Origin of the sequence: Leclercia sp. LSNIH1, assembly GCF_002902985.1 — a bacterium.
GTDB lineage: Bacteria > Pseudomonadota > Gammaproteobacteria > Enterobacterales > Enterobacteriaceae > Enterobacter.
This window is the reverse complement of sequence record NZ_CP026167.1, coordinates 1,060,929-1,079,971: the sequence shown is the minus strand read 5'-3', so window position 1 is coordinate 1,079,971 and position 19,043 is coordinate 1,060,929. Positions and strand designations below refer to the sequence as shown.

Annotated in this window: 16 protein-coding genes; 12 read left to right on the top strand and 4 right to left on the bottom strand. The window is 57.0% G+C overall.

All coding sequences use genetic code 11. From position 1 onward, the window contains the following. Positions 1-94: 94 nt before the first annotated feature. Genes gpmM through C2U54_RS05510 form a run of 3 tightly spaced genes read left to right on the top strand, consistent with a single transcriptional unit; the run spans position 95 to position 3,883 of the window. Positions 95-1,642 (top strand): 2,3-bisphosphoglycerate-independent phosphoglycerate mutase, encoded by a 1,548-nt coding sequence (gpmM, locus tag C2U54_RS05520; protein ID WP_103177736.1) that lies wholly within the window; start codon positions 95-97, stop codon positions 1,640-1,642. 9 nt (positions 1,643-1,651) lie between these two features. After that, positions 1,652-2,935, top strand: a complete 1,284-nt coding sequence (envC, locus tag C2U54_RS05515; RefSeq protein ID WP_103177735.1) for a murein hydrolase activator EnvC — start codon at positions 1,652-1,654, stop codon at positions 2,933-2,935. Between the two features lie 3 nt (positions 2,936-2,938). Continuing rightward, complete coding sequence (locus C2U54_RS05510; RefSeq protein ID WP_103177734.1) at positions 2,939-3,883, top strand: divergent polysaccharide deacetylase family protein; 945 nt, start codon at positions 2,939-2,941, stop codon at positions 3,881-3,883. Positions 3,884-3,904: 21 nt separating this feature from the next. On the opposite strand, the gene C2U54_RS05505 is transcribed toward C2U54_RS05510, so the two are convergent. The 3 genes from C2U54_RS05505 to kbl form a co-directional block, all read right to left on the bottom strand. Beyond that, positions 3,905-4,708: a glycosyltransferase family 2 protein gene (locus tag C2U54_RS05505; RefSeq protein WP_103177733.1), complete on the bottom strand. Its 804-nt coding sequence runs from the start codon at positions 4,706-4,708 to the stop codon at positions 3,905-3,907. 139 nt (positions 4,709-4,847) lie between these two features. Continuing rightward, positions 4,848-5,873: an L-threonine 3-dehydrogenase gene (gene tdh, locus C2U54_RS05500; protein ID WP_103177732.1), complete on the bottom strand. Its 1,026-nt coding sequence runs from the start codon at positions 5,871-5,873 to the stop codon at positions 4,848-4,850. 9 nt (positions 5,874-5,882) lie between these two features. Continuing rightward, a complete protein-coding gene (kbl, locus tag C2U54_RS05495; protein WP_103177731.1) occupies positions 5,883-7,079 on the bottom strand; it encodes a glycine C-acetyltransferase in 1,197 nt (398 codons plus the stop codon). 215 nt (positions 7,080-7,294) lie between these two features. On the opposite strand from kbl, the gene rfaD reads away from it, so the two are divergent. Genes rfaD through C2U54_RS05470 form a run of 5 tightly spaced genes read left to right on the top strand, consistent with a single transcriptional unit; the run spans position 7,295 to position 12,465 of the window. Next, complete coding sequence (rfaD, locus tag C2U54_RS05490) at positions 7,295-8,227, top strand: ADP-glyceromanno-heptose 6-epimerase (RefSeq protein ID WP_103177730.1); 933 nt, start codon at positions 7,295-7,297, stop codon at positions 8,225-8,227. 2 nt (positions 8,228-8,229) lie between these two features. Next, complete coding sequence (gene rfaF / locus C2U54_RS05485; RefSeq protein WP_103177729.1) at positions 8,230-9,276, top strand: ADP-heptose--LPS heptosyltransferase RfaF; 1,047 nt, start codon at positions 8,230-8,232, stop codon at positions 9,274-9,276. 3 nt (positions 9,277-9,279) lie between these two features. Continuing rightward, the gene (gene rfaC / locus C2U54_RS05480; protein WP_103177728.1) at positions 9,280-10,263 is read left to right on the top strand and encodes a lipopolysaccharide heptosyltransferase RfaC; all 984 of its coding nucleotides are present in this window, start codon (positions 9,280-9,282) and stop codon (positions 10,261-10,263) included. Continuing rightward, positions 10,256-11,359, top strand: a complete 1,104-nt coding sequence (gene rfaQ / locus C2U54_RS05475) for a putative lipopolysaccharide heptosyltransferase III (protein ID WP_103177727.1) — start codon at positions 10,256-10,258, stop codon at positions 11,357-11,359. The genes rfaC and rfaQ overlap by 8 nt, the downstream gene beginning before the upstream one ends. Beyond that, a complete protein-coding gene (locus C2U54_RS05470; RefSeq protein ID WP_103177726.1) occupies positions 11,356-12,465 on the top strand; it encodes a glycosyltransferase family 4 protein in 1,110 nt (369 codons plus the stop codon). Before rfaQ ends, C2U54_RS05470 begins: the two co-directional genes overlap by 4 nt. On the opposite strand, the gene C2U54_RS05465 is transcribed toward C2U54_RS05470, so the two are convergent. Continuing rightward, positions 12,444-13,547 carry a glycosyltransferase family 4 protein gene (locus C2U54_RS05465; protein ID WP_103177725.1) on the bottom strand — a complete coding sequence of 368 codons (1,104 nt, stop codon included), beginning with the start codon at positions 13,545-13,547 and terminating at the stop codon, positions 12,444-12,446. The genes C2U54_RS05470 and C2U54_RS05465 overlap by 22 nt on opposite strands. Positions 13,548-13,803: 256 nt before the next feature. Here C2U54_RS05465 and C2U54_RS05460 point away from each other — a divergent pair, with 256 nt between their 5' ends. The 4 genes from C2U54_RS05460 to C2U54_RS05445 all read left to right on the top strand — a co-directional run bounded on the left by C2U54_RS05460 (position 13,804) and on the right by C2U54_RS05445 (position 18,915). Then, a complete protein-coding gene (locus C2U54_RS05460) occupies positions 13,804-15,174 on the top strand; it encodes an O-antigen ligase family protein (protein WP_103177724.1) in 1,371 nt (456 codons plus the stop codon). A 124-nt stretch (positions 15,175-15,298) separates the two neighbouring features. Then, positions 15,299-16,282: a glycosyltransferase gene (locus C2U54_RS05455; RefSeq protein ID WP_103177723.1), complete on the top strand. Its 984-nt coding sequence runs from the start codon at positions 15,299-15,301 to the stop codon at positions 16,280-16,282. A gap of 8 nt (positions 16,283-16,290) precedes the next feature. Further along, positions 16,291-17,262: a glycosyltransferase gene (locus C2U54_RS05450; RefSeq protein ID WP_103177722.1), complete on the top strand. Its 972-nt coding sequence runs from the start codon at positions 16,291-16,293 to the stop codon at positions 17,260-17,262. Between the two features lie 18 nt (positions 17,263-17,280). Beyond that, positions 17,281-18,915: a sulfatase-like hydrolase/transferase gene (locus C2U54_RS05445; RefSeq protein ID WP_103177721.1), complete on the top strand. Its 1,635-nt coding sequence runs from the start codon at positions 17,281-17,283 to the stop codon at positions 18,913-18,915. The last annotated feature ends 128 nt before the right edge of the window (positions 18,916-19,043 follow it).

The following is a 19,043-nucleotide window of genomic DNA, read 5'->3' as shown; positions in this document are numbered from 1 at the left end:
CCGCGGTTTCTTTGATCTTCTGCGGCTATTTGATCGATTCAGCTGTAGTAAAATTACGCAAATTTTTTGTCTTTTGAGCAAAGAGGTTGTCGCAATGTCGGTTTCTAAAAAACCTATGGTACTGGTGATTCTTGACGGCTATGGCTATCGCGAAGATCAGCAGGATAACGCCATTTTCAACGCTAAAACCCCGGTCATGGATGCGCTGTGGGCAAAACGTCCGCACACCCTGATTGATGCTTCCGGCCTGGAAGTGGGTCTGCCCGATCGCCAGATGGGCAACTCCGAAGTTGGACACGTCAACCTGGGCGCAGGCCGCATTGTTTATCAGGACCTGACCCGTCTGGATGTTGAAATTAAAGAACGCACCTTCTTTGCTAACCCGGTGCTGACTGGCGCGGTTGAGAAAGCGGCGGCCGCGGGCAAAGCGGTGCATATTATGGGTCTGCTCTCCGCGGGCGGCGTTCACAGCCATGAAGATCACATCATGGCGATGGTGGAGCTGGCAGCAGAGAAAGGAGCAGACAAAATCTATCTGCACGCCTTCCTGGATGGCCGCGATACCCCACCACGCAGCGCTGAATCCTCCCTGAAAGCCTTTGAAGAGAAGTTTGCCGCACTGGGCAAAGGCCGCGTAGCCTCTATCATTGGCCGCTACTACGCCATGGACCGCGACAACCGTTGGGATCGCGTAGAGCAGGCCTACAATCTGCTGGTAGAAGCCAAAGGCGAGTTCCAGGCAGATACCGCCGTTGCCGCGCTGGCAGCCGCATATGCCCGCGATGAAAACGACGAATTCGTGAAAGCGACCGTGATCCGTGCTGAAGGCCAGGCTGATGCCGCGATGGAAGATGGCGATGCGCTGATTTTCATGAACTTCCGTGCTGACCGCGCCCGCGAAATCACTCGCGCCTTCGTGAATGCCGATTTCGACGGCTTCGCCCGTAAAAAAGAGGTTAAGCTCGGCGATTTCGTGATGCTGACCGAATATGCCGCCGACATTAAAGCGCCATGCGCTTATCCGCCCTCTTCCCTGGCGAACACCTTCGGCGAGTGGATGGCGAAGCACGACAAGACCCAGCTGCGCATCTCCGAGACCGAGAAATATGCCCACGTTACCTTCTTCTTTAACGGCGGCGTAGAAGAGTCCTTCAAAGGCGAAGAGCGCATCCTGATCAACTCCCCGAAAGTGGCGACCTACGATCTGCAGCCAGAGATGAGCTCCGCCGAGCTGACCGAGAAGCTGGTTGCTGCTATCGAAAGCGGCAAATACGACGCCATCATCTGTAACTACCCGAACGGCGACATGGTGGGCCATACCGGCGTAATGGAAGCGGCAATCAAAGCCATTGAAGCGCTGGATCTGTGCATTAAACAGGTTACCAAAGCAGTGGAAGCCGCAGGCGGCCAGATGCTGATCACCGCTGACCACGGTAACGCCGAGCAGATGCGCGATCCGGCCACCGGCCAGGCGCATACCGCGCATACTAACCTGCCGGTACCACTGATTTATGTCGGTGATAAATCCGTGAAATCCGTTGATGGCGGTAAGCTTTCGGACATCGCCCCGACCATGCTGACCCTGATGGGCATGGAAATCCCGCAAGAGATGACTGGCAAGCCGCTGTTCATCGTGGAATAATCCCTCCCCATGAGGGGAAAGGCGATTGTTTCATTCACATGGGTCGTGAAGCCGTTACGGTTATCAGTCAGGCCTTTACTGTACGCCAGCGCACTCAGCGCTGGCGTATTGTTGTGCGCGGCATCCGCCCAGGCGGACGAGCGCGATCAGCTCAAAAGCATTCAGGCGGATATCGCTGCTAAAGAGCGGGCGGTACGCCAACAGCAGCAGCAACGCTCGTCGCTGCTTGCGCAACTCAAAAAGCAGGAAGAGGCCATCTCCGCGGCCGCACGTCAGCTACGTGAAACCCAGAACACCCTCGCCCAGCTCAATAAACAAATAGACGAGATGAATGCGTCTATCGCCAAACTTGAGCGCCAGCGCGCGGCTCAGGAGCGCAACCTTGCGGCGCAGTTAGACGCAGCCTTTCGCCAGGGCGAACACACCGGCGTTCAGCTGATCCTCAGCGGCGAAGAGAGCCAGCGCGGCCAGCGCCTGCAGGCCTATTTCGGTTACCTCAACCAGTCCCGCCAGGAGACCATCGCCCAGTTGAAGCAGACGCGCGAAGAGGTCACCACGCAGAAAGCGGAGCTGGAAGAGAAACAGAGCCAGCAGCAGACCCTGCTCTACGATCAGCAGGCGCAGCAAGCCAAGCTGGAGCAGGCGCGCAACGAACGTAAGAAAACCCTTGCCGGTCTCGAATCCTCCATTCAGGAAGGTCAGAGCCAGCTGAGCGAAATGCGCGCTAACGAATCGAAATTGCGCAACAGCATCGCCCGTGCAGAGGCAGCAGCGAAAGCGCGCGCCGAAAGAGAGGCCCGCGAAGCGCAGGCCGTGCGTGACAAGCAGCAGGAAGCCTCCCGCAAAGGCACCACCTATAAACCGACCGAAAACGAACGTTCGCTGATGTCCCGCACCGGCGGCTTAGGCTCACCGCGCGGCCAGGCCTACTGGCCGGTACGCGGTTCTATTCTGCATCGCTATGGCGAACAGCTGCAGGGTGAGCTACGTTGGAAGGGGATTGTGATCGGTGCATCGGAAGGCAGCGAAGTCAAAGCTATCGCCGATGGCCGGGTGATCCTCGCCGACTGGCTACAGGGCTACGGCCTGGTGGTGGTGGTAGAGCACGGTAAAGGCGACATGAGTCTTTACGGCTACAACCAGAGCGCGCTGGTCAGCGTTGGTACCCAGGTGCGGGCCGGTCAGGCTATCGCCCTTGTGGGCAGCAGTGGCGGTCAGGGCCGCCCGTCACTCTATTTCGAGATTCGTCGCCAGGGTCAGGCGGTCAATCCACAGCCGTGGTTGGGAAGATAAGTTTTGCTTCAATTTCGTCGTATGGTTTTTCCCCTCGTCAGCGCACTGGCGCTGGCGATGCCGGTTTACGCAGGTAAACTCGCTATCGTTATCGATGACTTCGGTTATCGTCCACACACAGAAAATCAGGTCCTGGCGATGCCCTCCGCCATCTCTGTCGCCGTCCTGCCGAACGCGCCTCACGCGCATGAAATGGCCACCAAAGCCCATAACAGCGGGCATGAAGTGCTGATCCACCTGCCCATGGCGCCGCTCAGTAAACAGCCGCTGGAAAAAGATACGCTGCGCCCGGAGATGACCAGCGACGAGATCGAACGCATCATCCGCGAAGCCTATGGCAAAGTCCCCTACGCCGTAGGACTGAATAACCATATGGGCAGCGCCATGACCTCCAGCCTGTTTGGCATGCAGAAAGTGATGCAGTCGCTGGCGCGCTATAACCTCTATTTCCTGGACAGCATGACCATTGGCAACAGCCAGGCGATGCGCGCCGCGCAGGGCACCGGCGTGAAGGTGATTAAGCGCAAAGTGTTCCTGGACGATACGCAAAACGAAGCCGATATCCGCTTCCAGTTTAACCGTGCCGTGCAGGTGGCCCGCCGATCGGGTTCGGCGATCGCCATCGGACATCCTCACCCGTCCACCGTTCGCGTGTTGCAGCAGATGCTGCCCAACCTGCCTGCGGATATTACCCTGGTACCGGCGAGCAGCCTGCTCAATGAGCCGCAGGTGGATACCTCCCGACCGGTCAGCACGCCGCCCGCTGGCGCTGCGCCTGGCACAAAACCGCGTAACCCTTTCCGTGGCGTGACGCTCTGTGCGCCTAAACAGCCGCCAGAGCCGGTTTACGTCACCCGCTACTTCTCGGTGATTAGCGAAAGCATCAGCCAGAGCACGCTGGTGAAATATGTTCAGTTGCAGTGGCAGGGCTGGGGTAAGAAAAGCTAATCCCGCCTCAGGCGGGATGGCCTACTCAATGACACGAGAGTCCGCGGGCTTTTTTTTGTCCGCGGACGCTTTTTGCTCCTGGTGTTGATACCAGGCTTTGAAATATTTCAGGAAGCTATAAAAGGTAGCGTAGAGACCGGTCACCACCCCCACTCTTCCCTGACGCCACGCGCCGCTAAACAGATACCACTTAAAGAACGCGCCGATGGCGCTGATGACGCCACGGGCAATCGATGGCCTTATGGTCTGGTACTTCACCAGACGGCTGGTGTAGCTGTTGAGCTTGTTGAACACCTCATGCAGGGAATAGAAGGTGTCATGCCGAACGCGGCCCGGTATTTTCGCCGACTGGATCACCCCTTCCACTTTGTCATCCACCGGACGCTGATTAAAACGCGCCTGAGTCCGGTTAAACAGCCGCACCGGGAAATCAGGCGAGGAGATGGGATAAATGGTGCGCACCTCTTCCCCCAGCACATGCCAGTAGCGGGCGATACGCCATGCCAGCTGTGGGTGGGGTTCATCACCTGCTTTCAGACGCAGGATAAAATCCACGGTCTCCGCATCCAGAATTTCATCGCTATCCATGCATAACACCCAGTCATTGCTCGCCAGATCGATGGCGTGATTCATCTGTACGCCATGCATGGCATAGGGGTGGTGATGAGGGGTGATGCCATACTCCTGGCAAATCGCTAATGTGCCGTCGTGACTGCCTGAGTCGAGAACAATGATTTCATCGGCGACGACGATCAACGGAGGCAGCACTTCACGGAGCAGCCGGGCGGAATTACAGGTCAACAAACAAACGGTGAGCTTGAACATATGCGCTGTAAAGTTAAGTAAACCTTAGCCAACTCTATAAGCGCAGGGCGAAAAAAGCGAAGAAAAGTTAGTATCAATCCGTTTGTGGACGTAAAAACGTGAAACCAGCGAAAAAAAGCGCCCGCAGGCGCTTTCTAAATTAATCCCAGCTCAGAATAACTTTTCCTGACTGGCCGGAACGCATCGCGTCAAAGCCCTGCTGGAACTCATCGATGGAGAAACGATGGGTGATAATCGGAGAGAGATCCAGACCCGACTGGATCAGCGCTGCCATCTTGTACCAGGTTTCGAACATCTCACGGCCATAAATACCTTTGATGAACAGCCCCTTGAAGATCACTTTATTCCAGTCGATGGACATATCCGACGGCGGAATACCCAGCATCGCGATACGGCCACCGTGGTTCATGGTGTCGAGCATAGTGCGGAACGCCGGTGGCGCACCGGACATCTCCAGACCGACGTCAAAGCCTTCGGTCATGCCCAGCTCTTCCATCACGTCGTTCAGGCTCTCTTTAGAGACATCCACCGCACGGGTAACGCCCATTTTACGCGCCAGCGACAGACGGTATTCGTTCACGTCGGTGATCACCACGTTACGCGCACCGACGTGCTTCGCCACGGCTGCTGCCATGATGCCGATTGGGCCTGCACCAGACACCAGCACATCTTCGCCTACCAGGTCAAAGGAGAGCGCGGTGTGTACCGCATTACCGAACGGGTCGAAGATGGAGGCGAGATCGTCAGAGATATTGTCCGGGATTTTGAAGGCGTTGAACGCCGGGATCACCAGGTATTCTGCGAAGCAGCCCGGACGGTTGACGCCCACACCTACGGTGTTGCGGCACAGGTGGGTACGGCCACCGCGGCAGTTACGGCAGTGGCCGCAGGTGATATGGCCTTCGCCAGAGACGCGATCGCCAATTTTGAAGCCTTTTACTTCCTGGCCAATGCCTACCACTTCGCCAACATATTCGTGGCCCACTACCATCGGCACGGGGATAGTTTTCTGCGACCACTGGTCCCAGTTGTAGATATGCACGTCAGTGCCGCAGATGGCGGTTTTACGGATTTTAATCAGCAGATCGTTATGACCGACTTCCGGCTCTGGAACGTCGGTCATCCAGATGCCTTCTTCCGCTTTCAGTTTGGATAGTGCTTTCATTATGCGTCCTCAGGCAATCACGCCCAGTTGTTTGCCGATGCGGGTAAAGGCTTCCACCGCACGCTCAATTTGTTCAGGGGAATGCGCCGCAGACATCTGGGTGCGGATACGCGCCTGACCTTTTGGCACCACCGGGAAGAAGAAACCGGTGACGTAAATCCCCTCTTTCTGCAGCTCACGGGCAAAGTTCTGCGCCACGACGGCATCGCCCAACATCACCGGGATAATGGCGTGATCGGCACCGGCCAGGGTAAAGCCTGCGGCGGTCATTTTTTCACGGAACAGACGGGCGTTAGCCCACAGTTTGTCGCGCAGATCGGCGCCGGACTCCACCATCTCCAGCACTTTAATGGAGGCGGAAACGATGGCTGGCGCCAGGGAGTTGGAGAACAGGTACGGACGGGAACGCTGACGCAGCCACTCCACCACCTCTTTACGCGCGGCGGTGTAGCCGCCGGAGGCACCACCCAGCGCTTTACCCAGCGTACCTGTGATGATATCCACGCGGCCCATGACGTCGCAGTATTCGTGGGAGCCGCGACCGTTTTCGCCGACAAAGCCGACGGCGTGGGAGTCATCGACCATCACCAGCGCATCGTATTTGTCCGCCAGGTCGCAGACGCCTTTCAGGTTAGCGATCACGCCGTCCATCGAGAAGACGCCGTCGGTGGCGATCAGCACATGACGCGCGCCAGCCTCGCGGGCCTCTTTCAGACGGGCTTCCAGCTCAACCATGTCGTTGTTGGCGTAGCGGAAACGCTTCGCTTTGCACAGACGCACGCCGTCGATGATGGAAGCGTGGTTCAGGGCGTCGGAGATAATGGCATCTTCCGCGCCGAGCAGGGTCTCAAACAGACCGCCATTGGCGTCAAAGCAGGAGGAGTACAGAATGGCATCTTCCATTCCGAGGAAGGCGGCCAGCTTGCTCTCCAGCGCCTTATGGCTGTCCTGGGTACCGCAGATGAAACGCACGGAGGCCATGCCAAAACCGTGGGTGTCCATGCCCGCCTTCGCCGCGGCAATCAGCTCAGGGTGATTCGCAAGACCCAGGTAGTTGTTGGCGCAGAAGTTAATCACCTGGCCGCCGTCGGCAACGGTGATATCTGCCTGCTGAGCGGAGGTAATGATTCGCTCTTCTTTGAACAACCCTTCCGCCCGCGCGGTTTCCAGGTCACTGTTTAACTGTTTATAAAAATCACCACGCATTGCAATTCTCCAGACTCGGCAAATTTCGGCACATATTACCCAAAGCTATACCCCGATACGAGATGACGCTTTAACAGTTATCGTTTTTGCAGCATAAATCACGTGTACCCCTGCGCTAAGTCGGTGAATGGCTGAAGGGTGGTCATACTAATGATATGATATGAATATCAGCGCCCGGGATTGTCCCCGGGCTCCACACTTCAAAGGTTACAGTTATGATCATCGTTACCGGCGGCGCGGGCTTTATCGGCAGCAATATTGTTAAGGCTCTCAATGACAAAGGCATCACCGACATCCTGGTGGTGGATAACCTGAAAGACGGCACCAAGTTCGTTAACCTGGTGGATCTGAACATTGCCGACTACATGGATAAAGAAGATTTTCTGATCCAGATTATGGCGGGCGAAGAGTTCGGCGATATCGACGCAATCTTCCATGAAGGTGCTTGCTCCTCCACCACCGAGTGGGACGGCAAGTACATGATGGACAACAACTATCAGTACTCCAAAGAGATCCTGCACTACTGCCTGGAGCGCGAAATTCCGTTCCTGTACGCCTCTTCCGCGGCGACCTACGGCGGGCGCACCTCAGACTTTATCGAGTCCCGCGAATATGAGCAGCCGCTGAACGTCTACGGCTACTCCAAGTTCCTGTTCGACGAATATGTACGCCAGGTCCTGCCAGAAGCGAACTCCCAGATCGTCGGTTTCCGCTACTTCAACGTTTACGGACCGCGCGAAGGTCACAAAGGCAGCATGGCGAGCGTGGCATTCCACCTCAACACCCAGCTGAATAATGGCGAAAGTCCGAAACTGTTCGAAGGCAGCGATGGCTTCAAGCGTGACTTCGTCTATGTGGGCGATGTGGCGGCAGTGAACCTGTGGTTCTGGGAAAACGGTGTCTCCGGGATCTTCAACCTGGGCACTGGCCGCGCGGAATCCTTCCAGGCGGTGGCTGACGCCGCGCTGGCGTATCACCAGAAAGGCACCATTGAGTACATCCCGTTCCCGGACAAGCTGAAAGGCCGCTATCAGGCATTCACCCAGGCGGATCTGACCAACCTGCGTGCCGCTGGCTATGACAAGCCGTTCAAGACCGTTGCCGAAGGCGTAACGGAATATATGGCCTGGCTGAACCGCGACGCGTAAGTATGAAAATTTTGGTGGTAGGCCCGTCATGGGTGGGCGACATGATGATGTCGCAAAGTCTCTATCGCACGCTCAAGGCGCGCTATCCCCAGGCGATAATTGACGTGATGGCACCCGCGTGGTGTCGTCCGCTGTTATCGCGGATGCCGGAAGTGAACGAAGCGATCCCGATGCCGCTCGGCCACGGGGCGCTGGAAATTGGCGAACGCCGCAAGCTCGGCCATAGCCTTCGCGACAAGCGCTACGATCGCGCTTATGTACTGCCGAATTCCTTTAAATCTGCCCTGGTTCCCTTCTTTGCGGGCGTTCCGCACCGCACCGGCTGGCGCGGCGAGATGCGCTACGGCCTGCTGAATGACGCGCGGGTACTGGACAAAGAGGCCTGGCCGCTGATGGTAGAGCGCTACGTGGCGCTGGCCTACGACAAAGGGGTGATGCGCAGCGCGAAAGACCTGCCGCAGCCGCTGCTGTGGCCGCAGCTTCAGGTTAACGAGGGTGAGAAATCCCAGATCTGCAATACTTTTGGCCTGCAGGCCGATCGCCCGATCATCGGCTTCTGCCCGGGCGCGGAGTTCGGCCCGGCGAAGCGCTGGCCGCACTATCACTACGCTGAGCTGGCGAAGCAGCTGATCGACGAAGGCTATCAGATTGTGCTGTTCGGCTCGGCGAAAGATCACGAGGTGGGCAATGAAATCCTCGCCGCGCTGAGCATCGAGCAGCAGGCCTGGTGCCGCAATCTGGCCGGGGAGACCCAGCTGGAGCAGGCGGTGATCCTGCTGGCAGCCTGTAAGGCAGTGGTCACGAACGACTCCGGCCTGATGCACGTTGCCGCAGCGCTGAACCGCCCGCTGGTGGCGCTGTACGGCCCGAGCAGCCCGGACTTCACGCCGCCGCTGTCGCATAAAGCGCGCGTGATCCGCCTGATCACCGGCTACCACAAAGTCCGTAAAGGTGACGCCGCTGAAGGCTACCACCAGAGCCTGATCGACATCACTCCGCAGCGTGTCCTCGACGAGCTTAACGAACTGCTGTTGAGCGAAGAAGGATAACGGATGCGGGTATTGATCGTTAAAACCTCCTCAATGGGCGATGTGCTGCATACCCTGCCCTCGCTCACTGACGCCATGCAGGCTATTCCGGGTATCCGTTTCGACTGGGTGGTGGAAGAGGGTTTCGCCCAGATCCCCACCTGGCATGCTGCCGTAGATCGGGTTATACCGGTGGCGATCCGCCGCTGGCGCAAAGCGTGGTTTTCCGCACCGATTAAGGCCGAGCGTAAGGCCTTTCGCGACGCGCTGCAGGCCCACCATTACGATGCGATCATCGACGCCCAGGGGCTGGTAAAAAGCGCGGCGCTGGTCACCCGGTTGGCCCACGGCATAAAGCACGGTATGGACTGGCAGAGCGCCCGTGAACCGCTGGCGAGCCTGTTCTACAATCGTCGCCACGCGATCGCGAAGCAGCAGCATGCCGTGGAGCGCACCCGGGAGCTGTTCGCAAAGAGCCTTGGCTATGCAAAACCGCAACTGCAGGGGGATTACGCCATTTCGCAGCATTTCCTGCACGATGCAAAGCCACACGCACCTTATCTTATCTTCCTGCACGCCACCACCCGGGATGACAAACACTGGCCGGAAGCCCACTGGCGCGATCTTATCGGCCTGCTGAGCAGTGCGGGCCTGCGCATCAGGCTGCCGTGGGGCGCCCCGCACGAAGAGGCGCGGGCGAAGCGTCTGGCGGAAGGCTTTGATTACGTGGACGTGCTGCCCCGGATGAGGCTGGATGGCGTAGCGCAGCAGCTGGCGGGCGCGACGGCGGTGGTGTCGGTGGATACCGGTCTCAGCCACCTGACGGCGGCGCTGGATCGTCCTAATATTACGCTTTACGGCCCGACGGACCCGGGTCTGATTGGCGGCTATGGCAAAAATCAATATATCTGCCGCCCGGAACATTCATCGCAGCTGAGCGACCTTTCCGCCGCTGCGGTTTTTGCGCAATTAGAGCCGTTGCTGGCAGCAGAGAGAGCCTATGTCTGATTTTTTCTCAGCGGAGCGCCCACCGAAGCGCGTGCTGATCGTAAAGCTGCGTCACCACGGTGACGTCCTGCTGACCTCGCCGGTCTTTACGGTACTGAAAACGAACTATCCCGATGTGGAAGTGGATGCCCTGGTGTATGACGACACCCAGGCGATGCTCACCAGCCATCCGTTTATCGACCAGGTGCATACCATCGGGCGTAACTGGCGTAAAAAGGGCTGGTTCGCGCAGTTCCGTCTGTATCGTGCGCTGCTGAAGACCCTGAAAGCGCGTCAGTATGACGTGCTGATCAACCTCACCGAACACTGGCACGGCGCGCGTCTGGCGCGCCGTCTGAAGCCGCGCGTCTCCGTCGGCTTTAAGCCCGATAAACGCGGCGGACTGGCGCGTCGCCGCTGGGTGAAATCCTTCACCACCCTCTACCCGGCGATCCAGGATAACAGCCGCCATATGGTGGAGGTGAATCTCGATGCGCTGCGGCGGATCGGCATCCATCCCCAGACCGATGCAGACAAGCACACCCTGTTTGTACCGGGCGATGCGGCGGAAGCGTCGATTGCCGAAAAACTGGCCGGCTTTGGGCTGAGCAGCGGCTCTTACATTCTGGTGCACCCCACGTCGCGCTGGATGTTTAAGGCCTGGGATATCCAAAAGCTGGCGGCGACCATTGATAACCTGGCGGCCCGCGGCCTGCCGGTTATCCTCTCCGCCGCGCCGTCAAAAGAAGAGACCGACTATATGGATGCGCTGCGGGCTGCGCTCACCCAGCCGGTGTTTGATTTAAGCGGTCAGCTAAACCTGAAAGAGCTGGGCGCGCTGATGAAGCACGCGCGGATCTACTTCGGCGTTGACTCCATGCCGATGCACCTCGCCAGCGCGGTGGGCACACCGACCGTCGCCATCTTCGGCCCGACCGGAGCGATTAAGTGGGCGCCGTGGGGAGTGAACTACCGCGTGATTGTGGCTGGGTTTACCTGCCAGCCGTGCGGTAAAGCGGGCTGCGGCGACAGCGGCGTCTCCGACTGCATTACGGCGATCACCCCGCAAATGGTGCTGAGCGCCATCGATACGCTGCTGCTGGAAAACCCGGCATGAAGCTCGCTATCGTCCGACAGACCTATAACCCCAACGGCGGCGCGGAGCGCTTCGTCTCCCGCGCGCTGAACGTGCTGGCGCAGGATACGGCTCTCGACGTCACGCTGATCGCCCGCCAGTGGGAGGATGCCGCCGGCTGGAAAACGCTGACGGTTAATCCATCATTCCGTAACCGTCTCGATCGCGAGTCGGGTTTTGCCGACGCCGCGGCGGCGCAGTTTACGCAGTTCGATATCGTGCAGAGCCACGAACGTATTCCCGGGGCGACCATCTTCCGCGCCGGGGATGGCGTACACGCAACCTGGCTTGAGCAGTACAACCGCATCCAGTCGCCGCTGGCGCGCTGGGCGCAGTCCCTGAGCCGCTACCATCGCTATATTTTGCGGGCGGAAGCGCAGATGTTTACCCATCCTGCGCTGCGCAAAGTGATCTGCAACTCGAAAATGGTGCGGGACGATATCGCCCGCCGTTTTGGCCTGGCCGATGACAAGCTGACGGTGATCTACAACGGTGTGGATACGACCCACTTCAGCCCGGATGTGCGCACGCTCTCCCAGCGGGACGTCCTGGGTATTCCGCAGCATGCGCCGGTTCTGGCCTATGTCGGCTCCGGCTTCAGCCGTAAAGGGGTGGCGACGGCGCTGCGCGCCATTGTGCCTCACCCTGAGGTCTGGCTGCTGGTTGCCGGGCGGGACAAGCACGCCCACAAATTCGAAAAGCTGGCGCAGACGCTCGGCGTCGCTTCCCGGGTGCGTTTTCTGGGGCCGGTCGCCGATGTGCGCCAGGTCTACGGCACCGCCGACGCGCTGATCCTGCCGACGCTCTACGATCCCTTCCCGAATGTCTGTGTCGAAGCGCTGGCCTGCGGCCTGCCGCTGCTCACCAGCCATGGCTGCGGCGCGGCAGAGTGGATTGAAGAAGGGGTGAACGGCTGGGTGCGCGACGCGCTCGACAGTGACGGATATCAGCAGGCGATAAGCCTCTGGCTTCAGGGCCGTGACCAGGGTGTGGATTATTCAGCAGCAGCACGCGCTACTGCTGAGCCTTATACCCTGGAGCGGATGGCGAAAGCGCTGCAGGCGCTCTATCGCGAACTGCTGCGTTGAGCCGCGTTGGAAAAGACCTTTTCCATTGAGGCAAGCATACATTCACGAGTGAAATGGCGGCACAGGTAATCATAGCCCTGCTGCGCCAGCGTTTGGCGCAGCAAAGCATCCTCATACAGTTTCACAATCGCCTCGCGCAGCGCCGTTTCATCGCGCTGGGCGATCAAAATACCGGTTTTGCCGTCGATCACGGCATCTGCCGTGCCGCCCGCATCGGTGGCGATGGTGGCGATCCGCGAGGCCAGCGACTGCAGCACCCCCTGCGGGACGCCTTCCATATCGTGCGACGGGCTAAGCGCAACATCAAACGCCGGGAACCAGCGCTCAGGATCGCTCCGGTGCCCCGCCATCACTACGCGCGCCTGTAATCCCAGGTCGATAATCTCCTGCTCCAGCGTCGCTTTATGCGGCCCCTCTCCCACTATCGCCAGTTTGATCTGCGGATGATCAATGGCGGCCAGGGCGCGTAGCAGTACGCTATGGCCTTTATTAGGCCGCAGATGTGACACCACCCCCAGCCAGAAATCCCCCTGCGACAGGCCGCAGTATGCGCGGGCCTGTTGCTTATCCGCCGGATGAAAACGCTGCGTATCTACGCCACTCGGTACAGATGTACTTTGGTTCATCGGCACGCCGATGTCGGCCATCTGCTGGCGCAGCGCCTCCCCGGTAGTGACGATATGCGAACAGGCTTTACGAAACAGCCAGCGGGTAGTCCAGTTGTTGCGCGGCACGCCGGAAGCATGGCGGGTACGCACCAGCGGCACCGGGTTTGAGAGGGTAAGATTGGCCAGCGCCACCAGCCAGGTATCGGCGGAATTATGACTATTTATGACATCAATGGATGAACGGTTCTCTTTCAGCCAGCCACGCAGCTGCTGCAGGTTCTGAAGGTTCTTGCGCCGAAGCGGCATGGTGACCACCGTTAACCCGGCATCGCGCGCCAGGCCGTGCAGCGGCGCACTCTCCGGGCAAAGTATGGTCACCTGATGGCCACGCTGAATCATCCCAAGGGACTCATTAATAATGCGTAACGGCTGGCCGCCCTTACCCCCGTCTGCTTCAGTGTGAACAATATGCATACTTTTCCTGGTTATTGTGCATTAGCTGGCATAACAACAAATTATATACGTTACAGCCCCGGTAATACATAAAGCCCAGGCACTGGAAAGCGTGATATGGATTATTCTTGCTTACAAACATTGTCCTTCTGTAGGTCAGGTATTTGTGATAATTTTCTCTGGCTTTTTATTTCCCACTGAAAAACCGTGGAAATCACTCACTGCATTGTTAACCAGCCGGTCAAGAACCGAAAAATCCTTAACCAGCCCAAAAAATATGACAAATACTCGTAACATTCTGACAGGCCTGTTAGTCCTTGCTGTACTGGCCTTATGTTTTGTCTGGCCTATTCCTAACGATCAGCTGCCGTTTCATCGTAATGGTTTGATTTATCCCATTGTCGCGGTCGCTCTTGGTCTCTTTTTTAGCAATAACGCAACCAGACAACGGCTGAATTTAAGCAAAATTAAGTTCGTTCTTATCGTGGTATGGGCGTTAACTTTCTTTATTGTGATTAATGGTTTTTTTGTCGCACCAGATATTAAAGAGATGGTTTCTGCCTGGAGCGGTCAGTGGCTACGCCCGGTATTACTGTTCTGTGCAGGGCTGGTATTATTACCAGCGATCCAAAGAACCTATCCCTCCATGACCGCCGCCCGCTTCTTTACGCTGGTGATCCTCTTTTTCTGGGGCGTGGTCTGCGTTCATTTGCTGGATTCACTCTGGCTCTACTGGCGCGACGGCTATATACACTGGGGTGAAACACGGATTGTTTATAACCGCACCCGCATGAGCTTCCAGGTCAATATGATCACCGGCTTTTTGATGGCCGAGTTGCTGGCGCGTGGTCTGTTGCATCAACGCTTCCTGCGCCTGAAAACCTCAGTACTGGCGTTAATGCTGTTAAGTAATCTGGTGTGTACCGCACTGGTGGACACCCGCTGGGGCACCATCGGTCTGGTCGGCAGCATTTTCTCTACCTTTATCCTGCTGAGCATGCACAACATGCGGCGCAGCCGGGTTATCGTTACAGGTGGTATTCTTGTGGGCATTACTATTGCCTCGGTGTTACTCGGTTACGCTTCCTGGAAAACAGACCCACGCTGGCAAAATCTGGAAAGTGATGCCATAGCGGGCTGGAACGCTCCCTTTACTAGCTTTTGTTACAATAAAACAGACGGAACGGTACCGGTTAACAGTCTCGGTGTACCTATGAACCATTCCAATGGTTGTCGGGCCAGCTTCTTCCATCAGGGCTGGAAACTGATTGCCGAACACCCGGCAGGCATGGGGGCCAGAAAAGAGGCCTTCCGTTATGTATTACGCCGGGATACCCAGGATAACCGTATTAATATCCCCCATAGCCACTACGGCCTGATCGAATTTGGTATTCAGAATGGTGTGATAGGTATCGCCGGCTGGCTGATCCTGCTGGTGGGCTGCTGGTATATCGGCTGGCGGGAGTTTCGTCGCGGCAACATGATGGTGGGGATGTTCCTGCTGCTCTTTACCGTCGGCTTCTTCTGCCGGACCATGGTCGATCACAACCTTAAAGATCACTACCTTGAGCAGTATATGCTGCTGACCGGCCTGCTGGTTGGTATGTGCGCCCTACGCCCTGCACCGACCGAGAAGTTAACATCCTGATGAAGACGTCACGCCAGCGGTGTTTAACACCCTGGCGTGGAACGCTTTAGCCTGCCGGCTGTCGAAATGCCGTTGCATGTGATGGTTATACCCTTTTATTGTTGCGTATTTTTACGGAGAAAGCATGTCTGAAACGCCTCAATTAAGCCTCATCGTTGCCGTTTATAACGGCGAAAAATTCCTGAGCGCTTTTTTTGACAGCATTAAACAGCAGAATTTATCCAGTCTGGAATTGATTATTGTTAATGACGGATCGACGGATCGCTCAGCTGAAATTATTTCCCGCTACGCCAACGAATTTACCCATTTTAAGGTTATCGACCAGGCTAATGGCGGCGTATCAGCCGCGCGCAACACCGGTCTGGCCGCGGCGGCCGGCGAATACGTTGCCTTCCCGGATATTGATGACGTTATTTACCCTGGCATGTACCCGCGCCTGCTGGAGATCGCCTTTGCGGGCCAGCTGGATGTCGCGACCTGCAACGGCACCTATATTTATGACGATGGCCGTCCGTCGAAAAAAATTTTCCCGTCCGATAAGCTGGCCTCCACTGGCGTACTGGATGGCCCCGAATGGTTGCAGATGGCGCTGGCCTCGCGCAAATTCCTGCATGTCACCTGGCTGAATATTTATCGCCACGCCTTTATCAAGGCACAGGGTTTTACCTTCGAACATGGCCTGCGCCATCAGGATATCCCCTGGACCACGGAAGTACTGCTGACCGCGAAACGGGTGCAATACATTGACGAAGTCTATTACGACTATCTGATCCACTCTGCATCGGTCTCCCATACGCCAGGTACCGACGACACCCGCATGCGTTCGTCACGTCACTATATGAAGATCCTCGAAATGCTGGACGCCATCAATAAGCGCTACCCGGAGCAGGTAAAGCGTGTCCCGGCCTGTCAGTGGCAAATCGCCAAAGAGGGTTTGGGTATTTTGCACAGTATTAACAATATCGAAGACAGCGCGAAGAAACGCGAAATTACTCAGGAACTGTTCGATCGCGGCATCTGGTCGATGATCTGGCAAAACGCGCGCGGCTTACGCCAGCGCTGGCGTCTGGGACGTCGTTACTTCCGCCTTAAGAAAATCATCGGCTAACGGATATTATGAGCAAACTTAAATTACACGCAGTCTCCCGCGCTGATTTCATCGCTAAAAACTACGCAGATTTCCAGACGCTGCTGGATAACCGCGTGAACCCGGACACCATCCCGGAGCGCTTTTACTGCGGCGGGCGCGGCGGCTGGACGTTCCAGACCACCCTGGCGCTGAAGCACTATTACGGCGACGATATTGAGTGTTCTTTTGGCTCAGAGTGTCGCCCGGATGCCATCAACCTGATGCATAACGATGATTTTGGATCGCGCGTTAAACCCTGGCGTGGCGTCACCGTCGTCGCCCGTGCCGATCGTCCACCGGTGATTGGCGCCGACGTGGTGGTGGATCAGAATCCGGAAGCGGGCAACCGCAGCAATGGCGTCTTTGTACCCTACTGGCCGCAACCCGGCGTGAAACCGCGCGAACGTACCGATGAAACTGTCAAAACCGTGGCCTTTTTTGGCCGCGTGGACAGCTTCCCGGAGGCCTTCCGTAGCGACGAATTTAAGCAGCGCCTTGCTGAACAGGGCATCGACCTGCGCATCTCCTTCGATAACTGGACCAACTATCAGGACGTCGACGTCTGTATCAGCTTCCGTAAATCCCATGACCATAAGCTGACGCGTAAACCTGCCAGCAAGCTGATTAACAACTGGCTCGGCAAAACGGTAATGATCTGCGATGACGAACCCTCGTACCGTGCTATCCGCGAAAGTGAGCTTGATTACCTGATCGCCAAAACGCCTGATGAAGCCTTCGAGGCCATTATGCGCCTGAAGAATACCCCTGAACTCTATCGTCAGATGCGTGAACAGGGCGATAAACGTCTGCAGGTTTATTCCCGCGAAGCGGTCGCCGCGCGTTGGTTTAATCTGTTTGAGGATATCTGGCGTAAAGGACTGCATAAACGCCCTACTCTGATCCGCGCCCTGCGTTTTGGTTTTGGTAAAGCCATTCGCCCGCTCACTAAAAAGTTTTGAGTTACATTGAGTCCGTTCATGTTTAAAGCATCCTTACTCTCGCCCCTCACGCCGCGCCGCAATATCCTGCGCACCGTGGTGTTAACCCTGGTTTTCCTGGTGCTGTTTTCACTCTGTGAAATCATCATCCTGCTGAAAGACCATGTTTATCAGCCGAAATCCAGCGACATGTCGCTGTACCTGATTATCTCCCTGCTGGCGGCCATTAGCGCCCGCTTCTTCCTGACCCGGCTACTGCTGGCCGTCACCTTTATCGTCCAGATATCGGAAGCGGTCTATTACCAGTTCTACGGTCAGTTTTACGGCCCGAGCGAAGTATGGCTGGCCTTTGTCGAAACCAAAGATATCGCCAGCGGCATTACGGACAGCCTCGGATCGCTTGGGATTTACTTTATCATCATGGCCGTCGCGGTGCTCTTTGCGCTGGTCTTTACCCGCCGCCTCGCGCCGCAGTGGCATAAGTGGGTCGCCATGCCTTGCCTGCTGGCTATCATGGTGATGTTTGTCGGCCAGTTCTATAAAGCCATCGACGGGCAGATGTATAAATTCAACCCGGATCTGCGCCACTCCTTACTGCGTAACGGTCTGTCCGCCATGAGCTTCAGTGCCATTCGTCTGATCCCGGAAGCCATTTCCGGCGAAAACCAGAGCCTCACGCATTATGCGCCCTATAAGGTCACGCCGGTTGAGGGTAGTCAGGCCGGGAAATACTCCATCATCCTGGCGATTGGTGAGAGCCTGAACCCGCACCACGTCAGCGCCCTGGGCTATGAACGTGACACCACCCCGGAGCTGAAAGCGCTGATGCAGCAGTATCAGGGGACCGGGCGTCTGATCGTCTCTAACGCGGTCTCGACCCGCGTGGCAATCCCGATGCTGGTGAACAACCTGCGTGAGCCGGATAACTACGGCGCCTATAAGTCGAAGTCGACCAATATCTTCACTAATGCCAAAAAACAGGGCTACCAGACGGCGTTTATCTCCGCCCAAGGCCTGGAAGGATTGAGCAACTGGATCGGTATTCACGACATTGACCTGTGGGAAGATACGCAGATCCGCCCGGCGCCGGACGTGGGTGCCGATGTGGTGCTGACCCCTTCGGTTGAGCAGGCTAAGCTGGACTGGAACAAACCGTTCCTGATGGTGCTGAACAGCCGTGCGCCGCACATCCCTTACGAGCGCAACATCCCGCAAGGCTTCGCCAAATTCTCTACCCCACGTCTCGATGACGACGTGGCGCAGAAGAAAAACGAGTACGATGATGCCGTTCGCCTGTACGACAGAGAGCTGGCTTCGGCGATCCGTACCGCCATGGCGAAATCAAAGCTGCCGGTGCTGGTCTTTATCACCTCGGATCACGGGGAGCGCGTGGGTGATGGCGGTCTGTTCGGCCACTCCATCGTCGAGATGCCGATTGCCCAGGTGCCGTTCCTCTACTTCAGTAACGATCCGGCGTATGCGATGAGCGCCATCAGCCCGCAGATGCCGCTCAACCATTACCAGATGGCGACGCTGATCAACAAAATGCTGGGGTATACGGTCAGTAATCCGAACCAGAAAGACGACAGCTACTTCATCACCGGGGGTGATATTCGGGGACTGTCGGAGCGTGTCACCTACCACCTGAACGCGTTGCCGGAAGCGGAACGTTAAGCAGAAACAAAAAAACGGGCAGCGAATGCCCGTTTTTTTATCTGTGAACGCACGTAACGCAGGCAAATGGCTGAGCAAACGCGCCAAAGGGATAGCTTTAAACGGCCTAAATGCTTAGAATTTGCCCG

Excerpts from the sequence above, each read along its gene's own strand:
- gpmM (WP_103177736.1), top strand. The coding sequence starts at position 95 with ATGTCGGTTTCTAAAAAACCTATGGTACTGGTGATTCTTGACGGCTAT.
- envC (WP_103177735.1), top strand. The coding sequence starts at position 1,652 with ATGAGGGGAAAGGCGATTGTTTCATTCACATGGGTCGTGAAGCCGTTA.
- C2U54_RS05505 (WP_103177733.1), bottom strand. The coding sequence starts at position 4,708 with ATGTTCAAGCTCACCGTTTGTTTGTTGACCTGTAATTCCGCCCGGCTG.
- tdh (WP_103177732.1), bottom strand. The coding sequence starts at position 5,873 with ATGAAAGCACTATCCAAACTGAAAGCGGAAGAAGGCATCTGGATGACC.
- kbl (WP_103177731.1), bottom strand. The coding sequence starts at position 7,079 with ATGCGTGGTGATTTTTATAAACAGTTAAACAGTGACCTGGAAACCGCG.
- rfaD (WP_103177730.1), top strand. The coding sequence starts at position 7,295 with ATGATCATCGTTACCGGCGGCGCGGGCTTTATCGGCAGCAATATTGTT.
- rfaF (WP_103177729.1), top strand. The coding sequence starts at position 8,230 with ATGAAAATTTTGGTGGTAGGCCCGTCATGGGTGGGCGACATGATGATG.
- rfaC (WP_103177728.1), top strand. The coding sequence starts at position 9,280 with ATGCGGGTATTGATCGTTAAAACCTCCTCAATGGGCGATGTGCTGCAT.
- rfaQ (WP_103177727.1), top strand. The coding sequence starts at position 10,256 with ATGTCTGATTTTTTCTCAGCGGAGCGCCCACCGAAGCGCGTGCTGATC.
- C2U54_RS05470 (WP_103177726.1), top strand. The coding sequence starts at position 11,356 with ATGAAGCTCGCTATCGTCCGACAGACCTATAACCCCAACGGCGGCGCG.
- C2U54_RS05465 (WP_103177725.1), bottom strand. The coding sequence starts at position 13,547 with ATGCATATTGTTCACACTGAAGCAGACGGGGGTAAGGGCGGCCAGCCG.
- C2U54_RS05460 (WP_103177724.1), top strand. The coding sequence starts at position 13,804 with ATGACAAATACTCGTAACATTCTGACAGGCCTGTTAGTCCTTGCTGTA.
- C2U54_RS05455 (WP_103177723.1), top strand. The coding sequence starts at position 15,299 with ATGTCTGAAACGCCTCAATTAAGCCTCATCGTTGCCGTTTATAACGGC.
- C2U54_RS05450 (WP_103177722.1), top strand. The coding sequence starts at position 16,291 with ATGAGCAAACTTAAATTACACGCAGTCTCCCGCGCTGATTTCATCGCT.
- C2U54_RS05445 (WP_103177721.1), top strand. The coding sequence starts at position 17,281 with ATGTTTAAAGCATCCTTACTCTCGCCCCTCACGCCGCGCCGCAATATC.